Raw genomic sequence first — 18,143 nt, 5'->3', positions numbered from 1 at the left:
CATGTGGTTTCGATACTAAACCGTATGCCCCCGTCCCGCAAGCGGGCCGCGCCGCACGGCGCTGGCCCGAAGCTCCACCGAGCAGTGTCGGGCCCGATCCGGCCGAGGGCGCTCCGCGGTGCAGTTCTCTCCGGTTCGCCCGCGGACGGTCGTTCGAGCTGATGAGTGCGGTCAACCTGCTGCGGCTACTGATCCTCTCGGCCATCTGGGGCGGATCGTTCCTGTTCATGCGCATCGGCGCGCCGGTGTTGGGCCCGACCGTGCTGATCGCGCTGCGCGTTGGCCTGGCCGCGCTGTTTCTGTTGATCGTCGGTGTCGGCTTGAGGAAGCCGCTGCACCTGACCGTTCACTGGCGGCACTATGTCGTGCTCGGGTTGCTGAACGCGGCGCTGCCATTCCTGCTGCTGGCCTACGCGGCGCAGACGATCTCCGCGTCTTTGCTGTCGATACTGAACGCGACGGCCCCCATCTGGAGTGCTCTGATCGGTGCGCTGTGGATGCGGGCGCGGCTCACGCTCCCGTCAGCCGTCGGGCTGATCCTGGGATTCGCCGGGGTGGCGCTGCTGGCGGGTGTGGAATCGGTGTCGCTGCCGGCTCAGGGTGCCTGGGCGATGGCGGCAGCGCTGGGGGCGGCGTTCTCCTATGGCATTGCGACGACCTATGCACGCTCCGCGAAGTCGGTCGAACCCTTTGCGAACGCGCACGGCACGATGGTTGCGGCGACCGTGCTGATGATCCCCTTGTTGCCGTTCGTGGCGGAAATCCCCAGGCCCGGCGTCGCGGTGGTCGCCTCGGTCGCGGCCTTGGGCGTCCTCTGCAGCGGCGTCGCCTATCTGCTGTATTTCCGCCTGATCGCCGAGATCGGCGCGACCGGTGCATTGACCGTGACCTTCGTGATTCCGGTCTTCGGGATGTTATGGGGCGCAATTTTTCTGGGCGAGCGCATCGGTTGGCATGCCGTGCTGGCGACGGGTGTCATCCTCACCGGCACGGCTTTGGCGAATGGTCTGACCCTGCGGGGAATGCGCCGCGGGGCGAAGCCCGGGCAGGCCTGAGTCTCACGCTCTGCGGACTGCAGGCCGGTTGCGTGCGATCAAGCAGCGATGCCGCGTAAGCCCCCTCCGCACCGCTCCGAGCCCGACAGATTCAATGCAGCCCGCGCAGCGCGGGTGGCCTGTTGCCGCCGGCCAGGGCCGTGACGACTGCCTGTGCGAGGTCGTCGATCGGCCCCGCGCCGATGAACACCAGCTGTCCGCGGCTCGGGTCGGCCAGGGGGCCAGGCACCGGGACCGGTGGATAGAAACGGCCAGCCGCAGCCTGCACGACGAGCGGCGATCCCCCGTCCATGGCCGGCAGCAGGCCCTTCACGCGCACCAGGCGTGCGCCGTGCCGGTGCAGCAGGTCGGCCAGGACACTCTGCAGCCGGGCCGGGTCGACGGGTGCCTCAAGGCTGAGGGTCACGCTGCGGAAACTGTGCTCGAGCTCATCGCCTCGAACCGGGCGAAAGCCGGACGCGCTCGAATGCAGGGCGAGCAGCGCATCGAAACCCAGGCTATCCGGATGACCAGCGATGCGGGGCGTGGCCGGCGCCAGCCGGTCGAGCTCGGTCGCCAGAGTTTCCGCCGATGCCGACGAGTCGAGGTCGCCGTGGGTGATCAGCAGCGCGTCCGCGAGCGCGACCTGGGCCGCGGCCTCCGGGAAACGGGCGAGCTGTACGCTGCCATCGACGGCCGACACCGTCGTGACGACGGCTTCCAGCCGGAAGCGCTGTGCCAGCCATCGGTCGCACAGCAAGGTGTCGAGCACCGGCCCGGGGCTGGCCACGCCGCTGGTTTCGATCAGAACCCGTTCGAAGGGATCCTGATCCCTTTCCCGCCAGGCCATCCAGAGGTTTTTCAGCAACGGCGCCATCGAGGTGCGCACCTGGCAGCACAGGCATCCGCCGGACAGCACGGCGAGCGGTGCCCCGGCATGCTCAAGCAGTTTCTGATCGACCGGCACCGCCCCGAACTCATTGGTGACGACCGCAGAACGCGGCCGGTCCCGTAGCAGCCGATTGACCAGCGTCGTCTTGCCGCTGCCCAGGAATCCGGTAATGACCCAGACCGGCAGCATCGGATAGGGCGCGGCGCGGGTCATCGGCGGCAGTCCTTCATGGTGCCGGGGACGGGTCACGAGCCACGTGCCCGCTCCCGGCGTTCGTGCATTTCCTGGACTTCCAGGCAAAATTCGGCCGTCGGCCGCACCAGCAAGCGCCTCAGGCCGATGGGCTCCCCCGTTTCCAGGCAGTAGCCATACGTGCCAGCGTCGATGCGGTCCAGTGCCGCTTCGATCTTGCGCAGATGTTTGCGCTCGCGGTCTCGCACGCGTTGCTCCAACAGGTTCTCTTCCTCGATTGTGGCCCGATCGCTCGGGTCGGCCAGGGGCTCGTTCTCGCGTAAATGGGCTCGCGTCACGTCGGCGTGTAGCAGCAAACTGGCCCGCATCCAGAGCAGGCGAGCGCGAAAGTGATCCTGTTGCTCGCGGCCCATGTACTCGCAGTCGGGCATTGCCAGCAACACGGATTCATCGAGCGTCAGCGATTCCGGCAGCAGCCTGTCGGGCGATGCTCGCGAGGCTTCCGGGTCTTCGCGCATGGTGGGTCCCCCTTAACTCAGTCAAACTAGCCCGCCATACTGCCCTAAACCACTCTCCGCCGACAGCCCGGCGTGGTCGGACGGAGTCCCTGGAGAGCCTGCGGCCGGCGAAGTCGTCTCGAAGCGCGCGTGGCACGGGGCTTGCCGCGCCAGGTAGGCCTCGGCGAGAACGCGTGCCGTCTGCCCATGCGTGGGGTGCCGCGGAATGCCGGGTCGTCGGGTCATGGACCCGGGCGTCAGCGGGACGCGGCACTCGACCGCGAGGCCGTGCCGGCATACGGGGTGGATCCAGGATGCAGGACCGGGCATGGGAAATGATCTTCTCGGCTTGACCCGCGAGTCCGTGTCCCCCGGAAGAGGCCACTGTTTATCCAGCGGGGATGTGGTGCTCATCGTCAGATCAGATCGAGTGTCAGCAGCAGCCGCGGAACGGGTTCGCCCGCGGTATGTTGCGGCGAACGGTGCACCGCACCGCGCCCCTCGTTGCCCTCCCAACGCTCGCCCTTCAGCAAGGCGATCGCGTACGGCGGGACTTCCTCGACCGCATCGGTGCGCCCGATCAGCCCCGATTCGGCATCGGGCAGGCCACCCGAGCGCGATCCCAACCGCCGTCGATCGACCGCATCTTCCGGCAGCCATTGCGTGCCCGGGCCACCGTAAGCACAGATCAGCCGCGCCGGCACGAAATCGGTGTGAAACCGGGGGCACATCGGTCTTTCCAGCCGCCGCAGGCGCAGGCCGACAGTATCGGCCTCGAACAGATCACAGAACAACGCGGTCAGCCGGATGACGTCCCGTCGCCAGGACTCACCGCCGGCGCCCGGATCGCGCAACTCCTCGGGCAGCAGGTCCCGCCCGTCGAAAGACTCGAACTGGATCGTCCGGGCCACCTCGATCGGCGTCGCCTGTGCCAGCAGGCCACGGACAAAGCGATCCACTTCCGGCGGGGGTTGACGTTCGATGATGCACAGATTGACGTCCGGATCGTAGATGCGCGACAGATCGGCCGGGTCCGTGGAGTGTACGGTTCGAGGCGCGGGGGCGAGAGTACGTTCTTCCAGATAGCAGACTGCGTTCATGGAGAAGGTTCCTGGCGGATCAGCGTGGGGGGTTGGCAGTGCCTCGCGCAACGGGGTTGCGGGGTAATGGGTGTATCCACGACTTCGGTCAGGCTGCTTCGTCGGCAAACCACTGCGGGAAGGGGTCGGCATAGCGCCGCCACGCGGTGGGCCCCGCCGCGAGCTCCGCATCGGTCAGCAGGCAGCGATCCAGTGCTTCGCGCAGGCGCGGCTCGTCGACGTTCTGGCCGATGAAGACGAGTTCCTGGCGGCAGTCGCCGTAGGGTTCCGCCCAGTTGGCGAGGATCTCGTCGCGCAGCGCCGCATCGGTCGGCCCGTCTTCCTCGGGCGCGGCGGCCAACCACTGACCGGCGCAGCCATGGCGCATGATGCCGCCTGCCTGAGACCACGAGCCGACGGCGTCCGGCCGCGAGGCGAGCCAGAAGAAGCCTTTGGAGCGCAGCAGGTTGCCGGTGCCCAGCCCTGCGTGCAGCAGGTCATGAAAGCGTTGCGGGTGGAACGGGCGGCGCGCGGTGTAGGTGAAGCCGCGGATGCCGTATTCCTCGGTTTCCGGCACGTGCTCGCCGCGCAGCTCGGCGAGCCAGCCCGCGGCGCGTTCGGCGCGAGCGAAGTCGAAGCGGCCCGTGTCCAAGACCGTGTCGAGCGGCACCTGCCCCATCAGCATCGGCGCGATATGGGCTTCCGGGTTCAGGCGCTGCAGGATCGCCTTCAGGTTCGCGAACTCGGCGGCGCTGATCAGGTCAACCTTGCTGACGAGGATCACATCGCAGAACTCGACCTGTTCGATCAGCAGGTCCGCGACCGAGCGCTCATCGTCGTCGCCCAGGGATTCGCCGCGCTCCGCCAGCGCGTCGGCCTCCTCGTAGTCCTTGAGGAAATTCACGGCGTCGACCACGGTCACCATCGTGTCCAGCCGAGCCAGATCGGACAGGCTGGCGCCCTGTTCATCGCGAAACGTAAACGTTTCGGCGACCGGCAGCGGCTCCGAGATGCCGGTCGACTCAATCACCAGATAGTCGAAGCGGCCTTCCCGGGCGAGCCGGCTGACCTCGATCAGCAGATCCTCGCGCAGCGTGCAGCAGATGCAGCCGTTGGACATTTCGACCAGCTTCTCGTCGGTCCGGCTCAGCCCCGCCTCGCTCTTGACCAGCGCGGCATCGATGTTGATCTCGCTCATATCGTTGACGATGACCGCGACACGGCGGTCCTCGCGATTGGCGAGCACATGATTCAGCAGGGTGGTCTTGCCGGCACCGAGGAACCCGGACAGCACGGTGACCGGGAGTCTCCTGGTCGCGTGTTCTTCTCCCGTGTTGGCGGCATTGAGGGAGGCGGAGGAAGTAGCCATGGAGAAGTCGCCAATAATGTGATGTTATAACATTCTTGACGGGTTGAGCGCTGCTGTCAACGCTGACAAACCGAGTTTCGGGAGTATCCGATCCTGCGCCGCAGAGCGGACCTCTCGTTGCACCGGATGGACCGTAGTATGCTCAGGCGCCCTTGAAAGGCTTGAGTTAAGCTGCTGCCTACCGTCCCTGAGTCTGTTCCCGAAGCGCTCGCTCCACTGCAGGCGGACGATTCCATTCTCCGCAGCGGTGCGGGAACGCATGGCGTGACCACGGGGCGGCGCGGAGACGGATCCTTTACGTGAGGTTGTGTGCCGCGATGAATGAATGGCTGGTCGTAATTGTGTTGATCGTTGCGTCGGTGATGTTCTGGCGGCACGAGCGCGCCCTTCGGCGCGAGGCCTATATTCGCGCCATGACCTGGCCTGACGGCCTGTTCGACGGGTTCCGCAAACGTCGCCCCGAGCTGACGCCTGAAGACTGCGAACTCGTAGGGCAGGGTCTGTGCCAGTTCTTCCTGGTCTACCTCAAGAGCGGCCGGCAGTTCGTATCCATGCCGTCACAGATCGTGGACGACCTGTGGCACGAGTTCATTCTCTACACCAAACACTATCAGCTGTTTTGTTCAAAGGCGTTCGGGCGATTTCTGCACCACACGCCGGCCTCGGTGCTCGGGAGCGAGCGGCAAAGTAACGCGGGTTTGCGCCGATGCTGGTGGTTTGCCTGCTGCGAAGAGGGTATCGATCCACGCGCCGCGACGCGCCTGCCCCTCCTGTTTACCCTGGACGCGACTCTCGATATCCCCGACGGTTTCCACTACGAGGCCGACTGCGAATCGGCGCGGCGGACTGACGCGGGTGGCACCAAGGCCCACGCGGTCTATTGCGTCGGGGATTTCTCATCGACGAGCTTCGATGGAACCACCGATGGCTTTGCCGACCAGGGCTTTGCAGGCGGCGACGGAGCCGGGGATGGCGGCAGTTGCGGTGGTGACTAGCGTCCGGGACCGGTGGCGCCGGTTCTTGCGGTAAAGGGGGGGGCGCCGCCTCTGCTCTGAGCTCTGGTACGCGGCCCACTGGTCCAACGGGGGGCCGAAATGTGCTTTCACTGCGGCCCCCTATTGCCAATGTGCACTTGGTACGTTCTGAACTTTTCGGCCGCCGTGATGCTGCAGGGGCTTGCTGCCGTCGCCTTCCATCTGTAAGGCATCTCCTGACGTCGTCAACCGGATTTAGGCCAGAAATCGGCGCGTCTCGCGCCATGACACGCCTTTGCCATGAGTTCTCCAGTGCCGCCATGATTAATCCCTGTTGGGTATGGCAACTGCACTTGAGCCTGATCGAAGGGTTGCTTTACTGCAGACCAAAGAGCCGGTTCATGGCTGGCGAAAAACCCGCTTACCCTGTGGCGAGCTCAGCCAATTATGGGGGACTATCGGTCATCCCCTGAATTGTCGCTCAGCTCGACGTGCATGTTCCAATACGCCTGTCGACCTGAGTAAATCAATGCCGGTCTTGCGCTTGCCTTCGTGCCGCGCATTGCGTAACTTGCTATCGGCCAAGAGTGAATGCCGACTCCGGAAAGCCCGCCGCAGCGCCATGCGCCGGGCCCGTCCTTCAGACGGGCCGTGAAGGCCCGGAGATACACATAAGAGCTCATCCAAGAGCCAGGAGCCCAGTGCGCCATGCGAAGAATCATGTATATCAGTTCCTTGAGTACATCGCTTTCGGACGATGAAATCCGGTCGATCGGCCGTATATCGTCAAGGAACAACAAGAAGATCGATGTGACCGGTGTATTGCTTTTCGCCCATGAATTCTTCTTCCAGATTCTGGAAGGAGAGCAGGTGATCGTGGAGTCGCTGGTTGAAAAGATCCGGCGGGATCCCCGTCACCGGGATTTTCTGATCCTCAAATGCGAGGATGGGGTTTCGACGAGACTTTTCCCGAATTGGTCCATGCGAACCGTTCGGCTCGAGGAGTCGCAAGGGATGATCCTGCAGGCAGTGCGTCTCATGCTGGAGACGATTGCGGAATCACACCGCATCATCGAGCGCTACACCCAGCCAAGTGTGCTGCATTTGCTGACCCAGGGCATCAATCCGCTCGAAATTCCACCCAAGGCAGTCGACAGGATCATCCTGTTTGGGGACATGGTCGGTTTTTCTTTACTATCGGAGAGGTTTCCAACGGAGGAGGTGACCCTCGCAGTCAATACCTACCTTGAACTGTGTTCAAAGAGGATTATCGAATTCGGGGGAGAGGTTTCCAAATATATTGGAGACTGTGTGATGGCGCACTTTCCGGCGGAGGCGCCGGATGCCGCGATCGAGGCCTGTGTCAAGGCGCTGGGTGACCTGCAGCATTTCCGTGCCGGGGTAGCTGGAGGCCGGCTTAGGAAGTACCTCTTCGGCGGATTTGGCCTGACCCGAGGCCAGGTTATCGAGGGCAACATCGGGTCAACGATCAAGATGGATTACACGATCCTCGGCGAGGAAGTCAATCGAGCGCAGCGGCTCGAATCCCTGACCCGGGTCATTCATCGGGCACTCGCGGTCAGCCGTGCGGTGCGTGAAAATGCCAAATCCGACTGGGGGTTCGAGTGCGCGGGCGAGTTCGAGCTGAAAGGACACTCCGGCACCTGCCCCGTCTACACGATCGCCGATCCGGTGGTGGCGGATTTCCGGGATTCCAGCGAACTCGCGCTGATGCTCGCTGCGGCGCCAGACGGGCCCTTGGCGAAAGGGCCTGCAGCACCTGGCCGCAGTCCCTGAGTCGACGCAAACGGCCAGTCGCCCAGGGACTGTCGGCCAAGACGCCTGAGCGCAAGCCTAGAAAGTCTTACCCCGTTCGCGGGTCGGTGATGCGATGGCCGTGAGGGCAAGCGTATCGGTCACTGCAGACCGAGAATCCACTGGACCAACTGTTTGGCCTCCTCGGCATTGACTTGCGGGTTGGGAGGCATGGGCATCTGGCCCCATACTCCGCCGCCGCCCTTCATAACCTTTTCGGCCAATTTGTCTGCGGCGTCCGCCGCTCCGGCATACTTCTTGGCGACATCCCTATAGGCGGGACCCACGATCTTGCTGTCGATGCCGTGACAGCCCAGGCAGCCCTTGCTCTTTGCCAATGCTTCGCTGGCAGGTGTGTCGATGGAAAGCAAAGCCAAGCCCAGGAAGAGGGTGTTGCGTAGTGCTTTATTCATTTTCATCCTTCTCAAGGTAGCGTGACGATGGGGAGACGATCTGGACAGCGCGGCTGTTCAGAATCGTTCTCGGCGATCCGCGGGAGGTCATGCCCGAACACGCGTGCTCGATGCTGCCCCGGCTTCTCGGACACCATTATACGGCTCAGAAGCTGAAGGTTTGTCCCTGCCTGACAAAACCTGCAAAACCGGCCGCCACCGCGTCAGGCAATTTACCGTCTGAATAGTGGTAAAGCCACATCTTGGCGCGTATCGCATCAGGCAGTGTACACAGATCGTCATAGTGTGCATGGATGCCTGATTTCCAGTTCGATGTTTCGCAATCCTGGAAGATGACGTCTGCACTATTATAAAAATCGCGCAACTGTGTTGGGCAAAACTGAGTGTCGGTGGTCAGCATCACCCGGCGGCGCGGTGCCGTATCTCGCGCGGCAGGGGACGCGATGTCGAATTCCTCGGGGTACACGTCCAGCAGCAGGCCATAGCTGGGCACGAGTTCGTAGCCGTCGAAGTAATGCACGGTCGAGAACAGCTGGCACCGGACACTGCCAAAATCGAAAATGCCGTTTGCGGGTAAACGGTGAACTGCGGCAAAGAAATCATCCAGTCCGACAACCCGTTCCTGTATCGATGCCATGCCTCCGCGCAGAGATTGCTCCCATAACAATTCAGCCAGCCGATTGTTGATGAAAAGTTCGGGTCTCGATGAATGGGTAAAATACCGGGAAAAACATAACCACTCGATGCCGCCGATATGATCCGCATGTAAGTGGCTGACATAGAGCGCGTCGATATCCTTGGCGCCCAGTCCGAGTCGGTTGAGCGCGAAACGGGCGTCTCCTCCACAATCGACCAGCAAACGATTTCCGCGGCTCTCGATCAGCATGTTGGACTGAAAACTCTCGAGCGAAAAGGCGGAGCCAGCCCCAATGAATGTCAAGTTCATGGCGAAACATTATCGTGCAATCGGATCGATGATAGAGCGAATCCAGGACAAAGTCGAAGGGATTCCCTATCGCCGGTTGGTGTGTGGTCGCTTCGCGCTTCACGCGCCCGCTGCTGCTTCGGTGTCGGCGCCTGAAACCCGACTCGGTGTCAGGCGAACGTCAGGGTTTCGCGATCATCGGTACCGCAACGGGCGACTGCGCAACGCGGCGCCGCATCGGCGCGATCACAATTTGCGCAAGGCCTTGAGGCGGTCATCCGCCTGGGTCCGGATCGCCTTGGCCAGGGCGCCCGAGCCTAGCGTCAGCGCCTGGAAGTCGTCTTTGCCCAGCACGGTGAGTTCGCAAGCCGTCAGGCAACGCACGGTCGCGACGCGTTTGGTGGAGCCGCCGATCAGTGCGATTTCGCCGAAGCACTCGCCTACGCCCAACTCGGTTACGCGCTTGCCCTTTTTCAGGACTTCGACCCGGCCGGATTCGATGACGTAGGCGACGTCCCCGGTCTCACCTTCGCGGATGACGTCGTCGCCGGCTTCGAGGTGAATCCGCTCCAGTCGCGATGACGGGTCGGGCGCTAGGATGGCGATGTCCGCCCGGAAGGGGATATCGAGGAACCAGTCCAGCAACACACGGAGGTTTCGTTCGAGACCGGGGAAAGCGGCCAGATGACTGACCCGCGAGGCCAGCCATGCGGGGAAGCCGCCGAAAACGATGGGGCCGATACGACAGATCGACCGGCGACCCATGTTGTAGGGCTGGAACCAGCGCTTCTTCGGGTGGTAGGTCTTGGTTTCGTAGCCCTGGGACGCCGCCCAGGCGTTCGCGCCGGCGGCCTTGCCCAGGTCCACCCAGTCGGCCGTGGTCAGGAACCGGCGTGCACGATCCTGATCCTGCATCGCCGTGACCCAGATGTTCGCGTTCTGCGTGAACCGGAGTTGGTCGTCGAGCTCGAATGGCCAGGTAAACACGCGGTCGTCGACCTGCACGCGCGGGAGGGTGAAGGATGCGTTGACGGTAAAGGCGACGACTTGTCTCTGCCCGTCGGCGAATACCAGTTCCTGAGGCGTCAGTGCGACGACCTCGCGTCCCGGGCAGAGCGTGACCCCGGCCTTCTGCAATTCCCTGTCACGCTTCGCCTGGATCTCTTCCTCGAAGCGGCTGTAGGGGATCTTGGTGTCCTCATACAGATGAACCTTCCATCCATGCTGCTTCAGAACGCGGTAGGAAGGTTCCGCGGCGTTGAGCATCTCGCAGATCTCGACGGCACTGGCGCAGGCCCGCTGTCCGGAACCGATGACGGCAAAGGTCAGCAGCCGTTCGATGTCCGCAGGAGATGAGGCGGCCTCGGCCTCTCCCACGCGGTCGATGATGTTCTTCCGGATCTGGAGCGCGTCGCCGATCGAGTTGATCGGGCTTGCGTGCGTCATCAGGCCGGGAATGCCGGTGAGCTTGGGGATAGGAAACAGCGCGAGGACCAGTTGATCGTAGTCGATGGTCAGCGCTTGCTCGTTCCGGAGCCGCAGTCGTACCCGTTTGGCCGAGGCCTCGATCTGACTGAGCGAGCCCTGAATCACATGCGTCTGCGGCAGTACCCGTCGGATTGGATTGACGGCGTTTCCGGGCTGCATCGTGCCGCCGATGACTTCCGGCAGCAGGGGATAAAACAGGATGTTCGGGTCGTCGTGGACCAGGGTCAGTCGGACATTCGAATACTGTCCGACCAGTTTCTCGACCTTCATTGCGGCATGAATCGCCGCGACCGTGCCACCGATAACGACGATGTGGGCCGACTTGTCTTGCGCTTCCGGCATGTGCCAGTGCCCCGCTCCGTTGAATAAAAAGGAAATCATCACGCCATAGTAAAGCGCATGCGCCATCCAGCTCTCGGGCAATAGCGCAGCGAAAAACAGAAACGCGAACAGAAAGAACAGCGACAGAGGCCTTAGCAGGATGCCCGCGACGATCAGGATGCCGGCGACGACCTCGACGAGCATCATCAGCATCGTGAAGCCTTCCGGTGCCGCCGAGAACAACGGAACGTCGTAGATACTGATGATGCCGAGGACCAGGTTCGGTTGGAAAACCTTGTACAGGACCCCCAGGTAGAAGATGTTCACCCCCGTCAGTACGCGCATGATGGCCTGCGCCCGCTGGCGCGGAATCTCGGCGAGTTGCGCCTGCCAGTCCAGCAGCGCCGGATGGGTGGGCAACGGGATGTAAAAGTTGCCTGGGCCCTGCAGTAGCAGATAGATGGCCACGCCCAGCAATGCGCCCAGGTACGCGAGCATGTCGGCCTGGAACAGCAGGGTCGCGAGCAGGATAAGGACCAGCAAACCGACGGCCTGGAGCCGGACATAGATGCCGAAGAGCAGGCCGAGGCCCAGCGCGAGTTCGAGCCATTGCAAACCCGCGCCCATGGGGCCCAGCAAGCTCAGTTCGAGATCCGGCGCGAACAGCGTGGGCGAGGAAAAGCGCTCGACTCCGTAGCGGGGCTCCAGGCCGATGGCGGAGGAGATCAGCACCCAGGCCATGCAGAACCGCAGGACCGGCGGCACATAGTCGCCGAGCGCTCCCAGGCGGGCCTGTAGATCGGGGAAGAGTTCACGGGCCCCCGTGAAGCCCAGCCAGATCCACCCGGCGGTGAACAACGCGAAGCCGGAGATCATCGTCACATTGACGGTGCTCCAGTGGCTGAACAATCCGGGTCTGGGCTTGGCGTTCCACTCGATGATCTGGCTCGGCGTCAGAATCCACCGCTCATGGGCTTCGCCGAGTTCGGGCCAGAAGAAAAGGAATCCGGCGCAACCGAGCAACAGCCAGAAGGCGGGGGCCGCAAACAGGCGTGACGGAAGAAATCGCGAGGGGGGCGGTGCCCGGAATCGTTGGCCCATGCTGATCGCCATCGTGAAGGGACGTACTACATAAGGCCGGAAAAAAGTGTCCGCTGCACCCCCGAACGGATCGGACTCGACAGTCCCGGCATTGTTTCGGCTGTGGATTGTATACGGTCGAACCTATCAAGTGAAAAGGCCTTTCGATCGCTGGTCGATTCGCCAGCCGATTACCTCCGAACCAGTCGCCCGGAAGCCGTCGCCGGACGAATGAGGTCACCGTGACCCAGAGCGTGGCAGGCTACCGGTCAGCCCTTCTCGATGCGAGGCCGTTTCATCGTGTAGACGCGAGGCAGGAAGCCCGGGGGCTTGGCGCCCAGCCAGACCGCGAAGCGCTGCACTTCCGGGTGGGCGCGCAACCGATCCAGCGAATTCAGCGTCCGGCCGAGCTCGCGCTCGTCGAACACCGAATGCAGATATTTGTGGCACGGCGCGCAGACCCAGGCGATGCGGGTGAGCAGTTCCTCGCGGCTGAAACTCGCGCGCGCATAGCGCTTCTGGTGCTGGGAGCGCGGAATCAGGTGGTGCCGTGTCAGTGGCAGGCCCGAGCGCTCGCAAATCTGGCAGCGGCCGGTGGCGTCGGATGCGTTCAGCGTAGTCATCGCGGCGCGGGACTCGGCCGCCGTTCCCGGAGCCGGTCTTTACAGCCCGACTGCTGCGTCTCCGTGCGATAGACGACGCGGGTCGGCCGCCACGCTCGCGTCCATGGCGCTGTTGCGCAGGCTTCCATCAGGCCTCCGGTGGCGTTCGCTTGAGTCTCAGCCGGATCGGTCCGCGGGCGGTCGAGGGGGCCACGACGTGCCCACGTTGCAACATTTCCAGACTCCCCGCTGCGATCAGGCGCCGCGCCGCCTGCCGTGCCGCTTCCATATGGCGGCGCAGTTCGCTGCCGGGCAGTTCCGGGTACACGACTCGCACCGCTTCGGAAGGGCAGATGGTCGCCGAAGCGCTGCGGGATTCGAGCAGGCTCACGATGGCCGCTTCCAATGCGCGGTCGCTCTGGCCGATACGCCGATTCCGGCAGGCGTCGGAACAATAGCGGACGGTGTCCGGCCGATCGCGCCAGCGGCGCCGGCGTGTCATGCGGCGGCCGCAGCGGGCACAAGTCAGTGTTTCCTGCATCGTGAAATCGGTTGCATTGGGTCATCGCGATGGCCGGACAATGCGGCCGGAGCCGGGAACAGCACCGACGCTTCACGTTCCGCGGCTTACCGAAACGGTTCGACCCGCGACGCCATGGGCCGTTCCCGGCGCTGCCGTTGCGGGCTGTAAGCCCCCTGAAAGCTGGCCTCGGTAAACTGCCGGTCCCTTTCGAACAGGAACCGTCAGTCACGGCCGATGGTGAAGCCCAGCCGACCCCAGCCAGGCCATCGCCCGATGCGCCGCAGCCAGGTTTCCGGCAGGCGCCGGTCGGCGTTCCTCGTCGCGGTGGCGCTGGCATTCTGGCATGCCGTTCCGCTGGCGAGCGCGTTCGATTTGGACGCGGTTCCGCTGGCCGCACCCGAAGGCCCGGAGCCCTTCGGCGCCGAGGACCGATCGGCCGAGGACGACCGCCCGCGCATTCCCGAACCGATGGTGTTCGACCTGATCCGTCCGCTCGGCGCGCGCCGGGGTGAGTTCGAGGTCAACACGCTCGGCCTGTTCCCGCTAAGCCCGGTGCCGGAGAGTCGCGATGCCATACCCGATGCGCTGGGGCTGGATGAGGGCGGCATCGAATGGGCGCCGGAGATGGAATACGCGGTGCGTGACGACTTCGCGCTGGAACTGGAGGCGCCGTTTCAGGGCGCAACGCTGGGCGCGTACAAGGGCGCCGCGCAATGGACCTTCGGGGTAGACCCGGCGCGGCAGTTCATCCACGGCGCGCAGCTGATCGTGCAATACGACCGCGCACCGGCGAGCTGGCTGCCGGCCCTGCTGTACCTTGCCGGCAAACGCTTCGACGAGGTCTGGAGCGTCCTCGGCATGTTCGGCGCGCGGGGCAATTCCGGCACCGAGCTGGGCGGCGACCGCGTCGAGATGATCGCCAACGTGTCGCTGTTCGCCGACCTTTCCGGCCACCTGACCGCCGGCCTGGAAACGAACTTCTCGCACACCTTCACCGGCCGCGCCGCCCTGCTGCTGATGCCGCAGCTGCACTGGGAGGTGACCGACTACGTGATGCTGCAGACCGGCGCCGGCGCGCGTATCACCAGCGACGGCACGATCGCCGAGGCGGCCGTGCGGCTCGTCCGGAGCTTTTGAGGGCGCGTTGGCTGTGCTTTTGGGAATCGAGAATAACAAGCCCCGCTTGGTCTTCCCCAGCAGGGCTTGGTTTTGGAAGGAGAGCCCGGCCGAAGCCGGGCTCCGCGTCACTCGAGTGGCATCCCCGAACTACGGACAGACACCCGTGCGGTTGTTGTTGTAGTCATCCAGGTACTTCGCCAGGTTGTTGGCCCCCGTGGCATCGGCTGCCGTCAGCTTCGGCGAGTACGTGTTGCCGTTGAATCCATACTTTACCAACAACGCGTTGGCTTGCTGGACTTTCAGGACAACGTCCGGGCAGGTATAGGCGCCCGCCGTCAGGTTCAATTCGGCAGCGACGAGTTGCGCAGCCATGTTGAACAGCGGATCGCTCGCCTTCTTCTTGCCGTCAAAGGTCGACTTGTTGAGCAGGGCCACTGCCTTGCTGCAATCCGGTGCGGTTACGGTCAGAAGTTTGGGATCTTCCACTTCTGCACCGTCAACGCCTTTCAGATAGAACCCGCCGACCATAATTCCGGGCAGCGTTGCCTTGTGCATGGTGTTGTCGAGTACCCAGGCCTGGCTACCTTTGCTGTTGGCACAGGAGGCCCAGTTCTTCCAGAACCCGATGGTTAGCGCCATTCCCCCTGGAGGCGGGGCGTTATCCACCGCGAACGACTTGGTCTCGCCTGCGGTCGCCGTGAAGTCAACGCAAACGGTCATGTTATTGACGTTGGGGTTGGGCAGCGTCGGCGGGATAATGCTGTTGGGCACGAATAGCGGTCCATATGTGCCAAGATTGGTATTCCAGCCCGGCATCACCACTTCGCAGAACTGATAGGTCCCTGGTTTGAGCAGCGTCGTGAAAGCCACTTCGCCCCCATTAGCCGCATCTGCCGCTTTCGTTTCCAGGGTCTTACCATCACTCGTAGTCGAGGCGCCTTCCCGGATCTCGAAGGTATAGGCCTGGGTTCCTGTCGGTACATTGCTTTGTACTGTTTTGACGAGGTCGACCTTAGCCCGCTTGGTGTTGGTGAATGTGCAGGTGAAGGTCTTGTCGTAGTCCTCCGGATAATCGACGGTGAAGGTACAGGGATTGACCGTCGTGGTGGTGCCGTCGGGATTAAGCACCTTGGTCAAATCCCAACCGGTCTTGGTGGTTTCGGTCACTGTGTAAGTGCCAGCAGCCAAGAGCAGCGCCTCACCGGTACCACCTTTGAAGAACACCGGGGCTGCCCCCGCGCCCGCCGTAGCGCTATGACCACCAGGATTGAGCGTAAACGTCCAGTCGTAGTCCGCCTCGCCCGAAGTCAGCGTGGGATCGGTCACCTTGGCTACCTTGGCCTTGGCGAATTTTTCCTCACGCAGCCGGTTCTCAAACGCTAACGTGGCCGAGCACTTGGAAACTGTGCCTCCCTCGCCAAGGCTGAGGTTTGCCGTTTGGCTAGGGTTATCCGAGGCCAGGGGATCCGCGATCGTGCACGACTGTTCAGTGCATCCGGCCGGGTAGAACACAGAACCCTTTTCCATCACCGTGTAGCTGTCCGGTACGAGACCGGTGAGCACTACAGGGTTACTCGTGCACTCTGATCCTCCTCCGCAGCTGCCGCTGAACGTGATGGTCTCATCCCGCGAGTAGCTCAGATCCGAATTACGCGAAATGTGGAAGATAACCTCGATCTTCTCGCCGGTTTCCAGCACGTTCGGGATTTTCTTGGTGAAGCTCAGCTGGACCGAAGCGCTCGAATCTATAGCGACGCTGATCGGACCTGCTGTCTTGGTAAAGCCATCGGAGCCCGACAGTTTCGCGGTATCGCTCAGCGTGCCGCTGGTGACCCGCTTTTTATCGAGGTAGAGGGTCTTGGCGAAGTCGACAGAACCGCTCGCTTTCTGAGCCAGCACCTCCCACTTGACCGGACCGACAGTTGCCGTTCCAGGGATGTAGGCGTCCAGGAAGCTTCCGATCGTCGGTGCAGCCACGGAGAAGGTAAGACCGGCGCCAGTGAGGGACTCGCTGTCGCTGATATCAGCCGACGTGTTGGTGACGATCCCCGATATGATCTGCGCGCTGGCCCTTGCTTCCGTTTGTCCCGGCACCGGGATGCCCGTCGCCTCGTCGGTGTAGGTTGCCTTGGCCACATCGTTCAGGTAGTGGCCGATATTCCCCGCGGTGTTCGGCAGAGTTGCCGTATGCTCGAACACCTTCAGTTCGGTGTTCGCCGGAACGGATACGTTGCCCGAGTTCGCCGTAGCCAGCTGATCGGTCTGAGTCGTTCCCTTGTAGATGTTATCGGTGACGTTGACCGTGATCGCACGCGCCGCCGGGTTCTTGGCGTAGATGTTGGTGACCACCGTGATCATCCCCGGCGTGGCCGCCACTTTCTCCCATTCGACTCGGAAAGTGACTTGCTTGTTATCCGAGAAGCCTGCGGCGCAGACATCGCCGAACGAGACCGAAGCCGGATCAGCTGCCTTGGTCAGGTTCCACGCATGGTCGGCATTCTGCTTGGCCGACATGTCCTTGCGCAGTTCCTGCGGCGAGATCTCTTTCACCGGGATGGAAACGTCCTTCGAGCCAATGCCCGCAGTGCCAAGGTTCTGGTTGAGCAGATTGGCGTGCAGCGATGAACCCGGGAAGAGGTGCGAACCGAGCGCCAGTCGACCGTACCAGTCGTACACGCAGGTCGTGTTCTTGGGCTGGGTGATGGTCAGGATCCGGTAGATAGTCTTATCGATCCCGCCGACACCGGGCGTCAGCGTCTGCTGAGCCGTGGCCGTCAGGGGCGTGCACGACGCATCTGAGAGGCTCGTGTTGAGGACCGGGGCCCCGCTGGGCTGGTTGTCGGACGCGAGGACATCGTAGCCGGGCTTGCCGACGTCAAGGTTATCTAGTGCAATCGAAACCGCGTAGTTCTGGGTCGTGGGTGCCGAGTTGCCGGCCGCGGCGGTGATGCGAAACGGTACCAGGTCGAGCTCGTTCCAGCCCTTTCCCAGGTTGCCAGTGGTGTAGGCCCCGTCTGGGCAAACGAACTTTCCACCGATCGGCAGGGTAATGGTCCCGTCGTTGCGGCAGCCCTCCAGCGTGAAGCTCACACCATCCGGATCGTCAACCGCCCGCGCCGCCCCCATGAATGTTGAGGCGGTCAGTGCCAGCGCCGCCGTGGCGAGCCAGAGTGGGCCGCTTCTGGCTCCCACCCATTGTTTTTTTGTGTTCATAAAATAGCTCCTATGTTGAGCCTATATCTTTGCATCACAATTACTTTGGATACATCGATACATCTCTTTATTCGACAAAGAACCCAACCTGGACTTGCGATACTGGCGCAAGCAGGGCGCGAAAGTTTGGCTAACTTGGGTCTCCTTGAATCCGGCATTCCGTCCCGAAAACATCGCCGTTCCGGCTCCAAGACCTTGTGTTTTATAGCGCGAGCACCTACTGTCGTGAATCGGTATTTCTGCCTACCAAAAAATCGATAGTTAATTGGTAATTTGGGGCGTCGCCTAACTGAATTAAAAGCCAGTTCATCGTCGCGATCAGCACAAGAGAACGGTGCCCTAAATGTGCAAGGCCGTAAGGCCGTAAGGCGGAACCGTTCACGGGTTCCGCCGGATGATTTTGGCCGATGGCCCCCGGATCGGGTCTGGGGCAGGCTCTGCGGGCATCCGCCCTACGATGGGCAAGGTCACTTGGGTCAAGGCTTGCAATCCAGCCGAGCTAGACCAACTGGTCGATTGGGCTGCGGATGAAGGGTGGAATCCAGGCCTGGGAAAATATGGGACAGACCACGTTTTCTTTGTGCTAAGTTTGCGTCGAATTGGCTGT

General features: G+C 62.7%; 14 protein-coding genes. 4 read left to right on the top strand and 10 right to left on the bottom strand.

Annotated elements, in window-relative coordinates; genetic code table 11:
- The first annotated feature begins 161 nt into the window (after positions 1 to 161).
- A complete protein-coding gene (locus tag BWR02_RS01705; RefSeq protein WP_139556024.1) occupies positions 162 to 1,055 on the top strand; it encodes a DMT family transporter in 894 nt (297 codons plus the stop codon).
- A 91-nt stretch (positions 1,056 to 1,146) separates the two neighbouring features.
- Here the strand turns inward: BWR02_RS01705 and BWR02_RS01700 are convergent, their stop codons facing one another.
- From BWR02_RS01700 to zigA, 4 genes are all read right to left on the bottom strand, one after another.
- Positions 1,147 to 2,139 carry a CobW family GTP-binding protein gene (locus BWR02_RS01700; protein WP_139556023.1) on the bottom strand — a complete coding sequence of 331 codons (993 nt, stop codon included), beginning with the start codon at positions 2,137 to 2,139 and terminating at the stop codon, positions 1,147 to 1,149.
- 32 nt (positions 2,140 to 2,171) lie between these two features.
- Positions 2,172 to 2,636, bottom strand: coding sequence for an RNA polymerase-binding protein DksA (dksA, locus tag BWR02_RS01695; protein ID WP_139556022.1), 465 nt, complete (start codon positions 2,634 to 2,636; stop codon positions 2,172 to 2,174).
- Positions 2,637 to 3,031: 395 nt separating this feature from the next.
- The gene (locus BWR02_RS01690) at positions 3,032 to 3,715 is read right to left on the bottom strand and encodes a DUF1826 domain-containing protein (RefSeq protein ID WP_139556021.1); all 684 of its coding nucleotides are present in this window, start codon (positions 3,713 to 3,715) and stop codon (positions 3,032 to 3,034) included.
- 88 nt (positions 3,716 to 3,803) lie between these two features.
- Entirely contained in the window at positions 3,804 to 4,988 is a 1,185-nt protein-coding gene (gene zigA, locus BWR02_RS01685; RefSeq protein WP_328591496.1) for a zinc metallochaperone GTPase ZigA, read from the bottom strand.
- A gap of 392 nt (positions 4,989 to 5,380) precedes the next feature.
- On the opposite strand from zigA, the gene BWR02_RS01680 reads away from it, so the two are divergent.
- Both BWR02_RS01680 and BWR02_RS01675 read left to right on the top strand, forming a co-directional pair.
- On the top strand, positions 5,381 to 6,058 hold the full coding sequence (locus BWR02_RS01680) for a glycine-rich domain-containing protein (RefSeq protein ID WP_139556019.1): 678 nt from the start codon (positions 5,381 to 5,383) through the stop codon (positions 6,056 to 6,058).
- A gap of 687 nt (positions 6,059 to 6,745) precedes the next feature.
- Positions 6,746 to 7,834 carry a BLUF domain-containing protein gene (locus BWR02_RS01675; protein ID WP_139556018.1) on the top strand — a complete coding sequence of 363 codons (1,089 nt, stop codon included), beginning with the start codon at positions 6,746 to 6,748 and terminating at the stop codon, positions 7,832 to 7,834.
- Positions 7,835 to 7,953: 119 nt separating this feature from the next.
- On the opposite strand, the gene BWR02_RS01670 is transcribed toward BWR02_RS01675, so the two are convergent.
- The 5 genes from BWR02_RS01670 to BWR02_RS01650 form a co-directional block, all read right to left on the bottom strand.
- A complete protein-coding gene (locus BWR02_RS01670) occupies positions 7,954 to 8,271 on the bottom strand; it encodes a c-type cytochrome (protein WP_201276093.1) in 318 nt (105 codons plus the stop codon).
- A gap of 139 nt (positions 8,272 to 8,410) precedes the next feature.
- Entirely contained in the window at positions 8,411 to 9,211 is an 801-nt protein-coding gene (locus BWR02_RS01665) for an MBL fold metallo-hydrolase (RefSeq protein ID WP_139556017.1), read from the bottom strand.
- Positions 9,212 to 9,436: 225 nt separating this feature from the next.
- The gene (locus BWR02_RS01660) at positions 9,437 to 12,100 is read right to left on the bottom strand and encodes a cyclic nucleotide-binding domain-containing protein (RefSeq protein WP_139556016.1); all 2,664 of its coding nucleotides are present in this window, start codon (positions 12,098 to 12,100) and stop codon (positions 9,437 to 9,439) included.
- A gap of 248 nt (positions 12,101 to 12,348) precedes the next feature.
- Positions 12,349 to 12,702, bottom strand: a complete 354-nt coding sequence (locus tag BWR02_RS01655) for a hypothetical protein (RefSeq protein ID WP_139556015.1) — start codon at positions 12,700 to 12,702, stop codon at positions 12,349 to 12,351.
- 127 nt (positions 12,703 to 12,829) lie between these two features.
- Positions 12,830 to 13,222, bottom strand: a complete 393-nt coding sequence (locus tag BWR02_RS01650) for a DUF3253 domain-containing protein (RefSeq protein ID WP_139556014.1) — start codon at positions 13,220 to 13,222, stop codon at positions 12,830 to 12,832.
- A gap of 255 nt (positions 13,223 to 13,477) precedes the next feature.
- Between BWR02_RS01650 and BWR02_RS01645 the strand changes: the two genes are divergently transcribed.
- Positions 13,478 to 14,341: a hypothetical protein gene (locus BWR02_RS01645; protein WP_139556013.1), complete on the top strand. Its 864-nt coding sequence runs from the start codon at positions 13,478 to 13,480 to the stop codon at positions 14,339 to 14,341.
- A 129-nt stretch (positions 14,342 to 14,470) separates the two neighbouring features.
- Here the strand turns inward: BWR02_RS01645 and BWR02_RS01640 are convergent, their stop codons facing one another.
- Complete coding sequence (locus BWR02_RS01640) at positions 14,471 to 17,536, bottom strand: hypothetical protein (protein WP_139556012.1); 3,066 nt, start codon at positions 17,534 to 17,536, stop codon at positions 14,471 to 14,473.
- Positions 17,537 to 18,143: the final 607 nt, after the last annotated feature.

Origin of the sequence: Methylotetracoccus oryzae (assembly GCF_006175985.1) — a bacterium.
GTDB lineage: Bacteria > Pseudomonadota > Gammaproteobacteria > Methylococcales > Methylococcaceae > Methylotetracoccus > Methylotetracoccus oryzae.
The sequence above is the reverse complement of the archived record's forward strand: the minus strand, read 5'-3'. Positions and strand labels throughout refer to the sequence as shown.